Origin of the sequence: Vibrio sp. 10N.222.54.A3 (genome assembly GCF_041474095.1) — a bacterium.
Taxonomy (GTDB): Bacteria; Pseudomonadota; Gammaproteobacteria; order Enterobacterales; family Vibrionaceae; genus Vibrio; species Vibrio crassostreae_C.
Genome location: NZ_JBFRTN010000007.1, coordinates 46489 through 52488 on the forward strand (window position 1 = coordinate 46489; position 6000 = coordinate 52488).

At 42.2% G+C, this 6000-nt stretch carries 4 protein-coding genes and 1 pseudogene; 4 read left to right on the forward strand and 1 reads right to left on the reverse strand.

All coding sequences use genetic code 11. The features are described 5' to 3' along the window. Positions 1 to 154 precede the first annotated feature (154 nt). The 4 genes from AB4507_RS02150 (at position 155) to AB4507_RS02165 (ending at position 5157) form a co-directional block, all read left to right on the forward strand. Positions 155 to 1144 (forward strand): rhodanese-related sulfurtransferase, encoded by a 990-nt coding sequence (locus AB4507_RS02150; protein WP_017085031.1) that lies wholly within the window; start codon positions 155 to 157, stop codon positions 1142 to 1144. 201 nt (positions 1145 to 1345) lie between these two features. Continuing rightward, positions 1346 to 1603 carry a YdcH family protein gene (locus tag AB4507_RS02155; protein WP_010432560.1) on the forward strand — a complete coding sequence of 86 codons (258 nt, stop codon included), beginning with the start codon at positions 1346 to 1348 and terminating at the stop codon, positions 1601 to 1603. Between the two features lie 145 nt (positions 1604 to 1748). Next, positions 1749 to 2228: an N-acetyltransferase gene (locus tag AB4507_RS02160; RefSeq protein ID WP_102393071.1), complete on the forward strand. Its 480-nt coding sequence runs from the start codon at positions 1749 to 1751 to the stop codon at positions 2226 to 2228. Between the two features lie 247 nt (positions 2229 to 2475). Continuing rightward, on the forward strand, positions 2476 to 5157 hold the full coding sequence (locus AB4507_RS02165; protein WP_372182151.1) for a hypothetical protein: 2682 nt from the start codon (positions 2476 to 2478) through the stop codon (positions 5155 to 5157). Between the two features lie 115 nt (positions 5158 to 5272). On the opposite strand, the pseudogene manA reads toward AB4507_RS02165, so the two are convergent. Continuing rightward, a pseudogene (gene manA, locus AB4507_RS02170) lies at positions 5273 to 5980 on the reverse strand (mannose-6-phosphate isomerase, class I); the annotation flags it as partial. Positions 5981 to 6000: the final 20 nt, after the last annotated feature.

The following is a 6000-nucleotide window of genomic DNA, read 5'->3' on the forward strand; positions in this document are numbered from 1 at the left end:
TACTTTTGGTTGGTTTTTGTCCTTCCTTGGCTTGGTTATACTGCGGCGGATTTCAATAAGCCAATATGGGCAAACCTGAGTAAATCAAATTCAGTATGTCTCATAAAAGGCAACCGCTCTGGATTTACGTTCCAGCTCGCAGAAAGGAAAAACCATGTCTCAATATGTTGTATGTGCTCTGTATAAATTCGTAGCACTTGATGATTACCAAGAAATTCGCCAGCCACTCACTGACGTGTTAGAAGCCAACCAAATCCGCGGTACTTTGCTACTTGCGAGTGAAGGTATCAACGGCACCGTTGCAGGTAAGCGCGAATCTATCGACGCTCTTCTTAAATGGTTCAAACAAGATTCTCGTTTGGCTGATGTTGTTTACAAAGAGTCGTTCAACGAAGAACAACCATTCAACCGCACCAAAGTTAAGCTTAAGAAAGAGATCGTAACCATGGGCGTTGAGGGTATCGACCCACGCCACGTTGTCGGCACTTACGTGAAACCAAACGAATGGAACGCTCTGATTTCTGATCCTGATGTGATTCTGGTTGATACTCGCAACGACTACGAAGTCGATATCGGTACATTTAAAAATGCTGTAAACCCAAACACAGAAACCTTCCGTGAATTCCCTCAATACGTTGAAGACAATCTCGATCCTAAGAAACACAAAAAAGTCGCAATGTTCTGTACTGGTGGTATTCGTTGCGAAAAATCAACGGCCTACATGAAAGAGCAAGGCTTTGATGAGGTTTACCACCTTGAAGGCGGCATTCTTAAGTACCTAGAAGAAGTACCAGAAGAAGAGAGCATGTGGGAAGGCGACTGCTACGTATTTGATGGTCGTGTTGCAGTTAACCACCAGCTAGAGAAGAGCGGTTACGATGTGTGTAACGCGTGTCGTCTGCCAATCACTGACGAAGACAAAGCCTCTGAGCACTTCGAGAAAGGCGTAAGCTGCCCTAAGTGTATTGATAAGCACAGCGACGAGCAGAAAGCCCGTTTCCGCGAACGTGAAAAGCAAGTTCAACTGTCGAATGCTCGTGGCGAAACCCACGTAGGTGGCGAAGCCGCTCACCTTATCGATCAACGTAAGAAAGAAAAGCTAGCACACAAAGAGCAGCAACGCTCTGGTAAGAAAGCGAAGTAAGCTTTCTGCTTTCAACACACATAGTTCTAAACATGTAACGATAAATAGTTAGCTATATACATACAAAAGGGCGCAAGTTCGAAGATGATTCCTCGAGTTTGAGCCCTTTTTTGATCGCTTTACGGCTTTGTGTTTTGAGCCACATTTCTTTCGATAAATTGCTTCTATACTGTTAATAATCCGACTAGAGAGGAAGTGCCAATGCTCAATGAAAACCATGCCTTTATCTTAGATTTCCCAGATCTTAAATTAGACATTGTTCAGCTCAACCACGACGACGAAAAATTCAAAGCAGACATGCAGAAGTACCACCAACTCGACTACGACATCCGTCAGCTAGAAATCTCTGGCAGCCCTATCGATGACGACAGCATGCACAACCTCAAAGTTGAACGCATGGCGCTAAAAGACTCGCTACACAAACAGCTCACGCGCCACCACGCACTTAAGATCGTATAGAAAAATCAGTCCAAGACTTTATTCTAAGCCATGCACTACACATGGCTTTTTGATTTAAAGACAATTGAACTTCTAAGCTGATTCGGCTTCTTCAATTATGTTACTGTTTGCTTATTAAAAGGCGTTTGATAAGGAAGCAAGCAGAGTGGTAATAAAAGAAGAGAATATACAACTCCGACTCGTTCCAAGTTCCGAATTCGAAGAACTGTTTGCGTTTGTTAAGCAGGGGCTTTTCATACACGTAGATAACGTTTTCGGCTGGGAGGACGACTTCCAACGTAAGCGACTTTTAAACGATTACCATCCCTCTTGGTTTCATTGGATATACCATAAAAACGAAAGAGTCGGACTCGTCTGCTTTAAGCCTTACGGAAACACCTATCATATTCATCTGCTGATCATTTCCCCTCAATACCAAGGTCAGTCTCTTGGTAAAAAAGCCATGTTACTCATCCACAACAAAGCCCATCAAGAACAACGAAACCAAGTCACTCTGTCGAGCTTTAGAAGTAACACTCGCGCCATCAGTTTTTATCAGGCACTTGGCTATCAAATTGTTGATGACAGTGATGCTCACTTTATCACCTTAGCTGCAAAAGTTTATAAAATACAACTAGATATATAATAATTACAATTGATAAGTATGTAAATTACAAGTACCAAACATTCACCAGAGATATCACTCGCATATATAACTCCACTAGTTAGATATGTCTCTAGAATAAATACTCCGGCTATTTCCACCACATTCCGCTTTGATACATTTCTCATCAATGGCATTCAATTTATAAATAGTCATATTTATCAATGACATTCTGCCAATTGATTCCAGAGTAGTAAATTTTTATCAATAACTTAATAGGAGAACTAACATGAATGGTCAACGTTCACTGTTAGCAGTGGCAATAGCCCTAGGGATAGCAGGATGTGGTAGCGACAGTTCAAATAGCTCCACAACTGATACTGGCGGTTCAACAGCAACTTCAGCGTCTTTAACAGCAAAGGCCGCTGATGGCTATTTGGTAGGAGCCAATGCGTGTTTGGATCTAAACAGTAATAAAGTTTGTGATAAGGATGAGCCAAGTGCCGTAACGGGTGACGATGGTTCGTTTACAATTGATAATCTAACTCAAGAACAACTTGAACAAGGTACTCTGTTGATCGAAGTGGTTGCCGGACAAACCATCGATACCGATAACCCAGGTGTCGTTCTAAGCAAGAGCTATCGCTTAACTGCACCACCAAAATCCGCATTTATTAGCCCATTAACGACTCTGATTCAAAATGAAATAGAGAGTGGTTCTTCGTTAGAAGAAGCTAAAACAGCTATTCAAGAGAAGTTGGGGACAAATCTCGATTTAACGCAAGATTATATCGAAGCCAAAAACAATAACGACTTAGCCGATGCACAAAAAGCGGCTTTTGAAAACCTACACCGCGTTGCTCAAGTTACCGCTTCAGTCATGGCAGAGAACACGGATGCGCTATCAGAAACAGCAGCGGGCGCCGGTATTTCTGTCGAAGCACTCACCGCATTAATTAATGAAGAAGTCACTCGAGTCCTCGAGGAAGTCGTAAAAAATATTGAAGCAGCTGGAGATAACTTCAACCCAAGCGATATTGCTGGCAGTATTAATCGCGATCACATCACCATTGATGACTCTAATCTCGAAGATAAAATTAAAGAAAATGAGGCAAATAAAGGCTCTAAGCAAGCCGACCTCGCGAAGCTTATCAAAACAGACGGTATCAATTGGTTTGGCGGCGATAATGACACTGGCAAAGATTTAGTAGTTGCCTATGGAACATTGAAGTCTGATGCAGATAACTCAGTTACCGATACCAGTTATATTTATGATTACTTTGCTGAGCAATTTGTTGAGTTTGAATATACCCCTGACACAAATAGCATGGTGTTAGGACAAAACGGTTGGGAAGCGAGCGATGATACCTTAACCAGCATTAAGCCGAACGAAGACGGCAGCTTAACTCTAGAATCTAGAAGCTCGATTTTTAGTGAAGTTGCTAGCGCCAAGCAATTAGATATCAGTGGGCTCAATGTTCGTTCAATCATGGATCAAACGGATGATGAGAACGTTTGGTCTAACATTATGCCAGTAGGTTTAAAATTCCCTGACAACACAACCGCATATAAATTGTCTGTAGAAGACATCAGCGACAACATTTATACCTTTTACAAAGGTGATTGGTGTGCCGAGCACACTCCGGATCGCTATGAAGCGCTCAATAACATGTGTAACGGCATTAGCGCCTTTAAGAATGGCAGCGATACATGGCTTGCCACTTTGGCATCGACCATTGCTGAAGATGAATCAGACCGTCATGACACAGCGTCTAACAATCATGCAGATTTAATTCCAATGGCAGGCATGGAAAATGCTGAAATATTTGCACAGCTGCTCTCTAACGGCACCGTAGTTTATTATACAAGAGCATGGAATTTAGATTCTACATTCTCCAAATTGTCAGAACTCGGTTCGTGGAAAGATGAATCCGTAAATGGCGAGGTATTACGTCAAGTTACGATCCCTGAATCTATCCACTCGCAAGCTACATGGTCTAACTACCAAAAAGAAGATAACTCCGCTTACTTGTCTGTAGTCGAAGGCTTTGTACGTATTACCTTCAAAGAGATCGAAGAAGCTAGTAGTGAGGCTTATATCTTTGACGAAGCAACTAAACAGTTCATTTTGGATAACGCATTAACGCCACAGCCTCTGCATCCTCTGAACATACAAGCTTGTCTCGACTCACTGCCGGATGCTCAGTTCATCGCTACAGCTAATGACGTTACGGTTTACGATGTGCAACGCACACCTATGTGGGAGCCGGAAGCAGTAACACAGAACCTAACTTATGAGTTTACCTACTTGGGTGACACTTTCTCTTGGCTGAATGATGTTACGTTAGTCACCGGACTTCCAAGTTGGATTTCTAACTTAGCAGGTAGCCTAGAAAAGACGCGTATCGATATAAAAGATTCGCAAGGTGTTTTAATGGGGTATGAGTATTCATATAGCTCTGAAGATCACTATCTAGGTCAAGAGGGCTTTAACTCTGATGACTCACTAGGCTGGGGTTCGGCTAAGGCTGTGTTGCCACTGGCAATTGCTGATAATCAAAAGATTATCAATCAAGTGGTAGATTTCGGTACCTCAACCAATGCACCGCTAACATCACAATATGACTATGAGTATGACGAAGTCAGTGGTGAATTCATTGGGATTGAGTCTCCTGGATTAAGGACTGTATCTGTAGAAACGTCATTAGATGAAATTATCAACGGACGACCTTACTTTCTACCCACCTTCAACTACCAAGAAACATACTTAGGTAAAGAAGAAGTCACTGTACCTGCTGGTACCTTTGATGCATGTAAAGTAGAAAGTGAAACACAATTTGAAAATGACGGACCTCGTGACACTCAAACTGCTTGGCTTACAAACCGAGGATCTATTAAGTCCATTCGAGAGGAACAATCTTGGAGTATGTCGATTAATATGGAAGCAACAAGCTTGCCGACTATTAAGTAATCGATAGGCAACATGAACAAGCCAATATGAATTTGGCTTGTTCATTCTTCCATTAGCCCTTTAAGCCAACATCTTCATTCGCAAAACTTGATAGCAATTCCAGCTGAGCACTCACTTAATTAAACGCTCTGGCAACACGGCCATTACTGCTCAATTCGTAATGACCAATATAAGCCGGGATAAATACCGATTGCCCTTTCGTAAGGGTTAAGTGCTCACCTCTTTGGCTCACTAGCGTTAAATCATCATCTATTGCCATCAAAATTTCAGCACCGCTTGTGATCACTTCTTCTTGCTGAGGGCGATGAAAGATATTGAAATCAAAATCACTGACAGGAATATCATAACTATCACATTGACCCAGTTTTGAGGGCGCTAACAACAAGCGTTCAAACGGGATCGGTTTGAACTCTGTACAGGCAACCAACTCGGCGACATCAATGTGCTTTGGCGTTAAACCTGCTCGCAAAACGTTGTCTGAATTTGCCATGATCTCGAGCCCAGTTCCCTTAATGTAAGCATGCGGAGTATTCGCATTCAAATACATCGCTTCACCCGGGTTCAATGTGATCAAGTTAAGAAGCAGAACACAAAATAGACCAATATCGTTTGGATACTGATGACTAAGCTCAATAACCAAAGCAAACTCCGCTTGGTCTTGATGAGCAGCCGCGTAAGTCAGAAGTTGCTCTAATGCTTGATGTTTACGTTGTTCATTCAACGTTAATAGATCGCGGAAAAACGTCTCTAAACCTAGAGAATCAAGGTTATTGCCAAACTGTTCAACCAAACTAGCCAGCTCGCTCGAATCTAACTTTCTGAACGGCTTTGTTTCCTAATTGG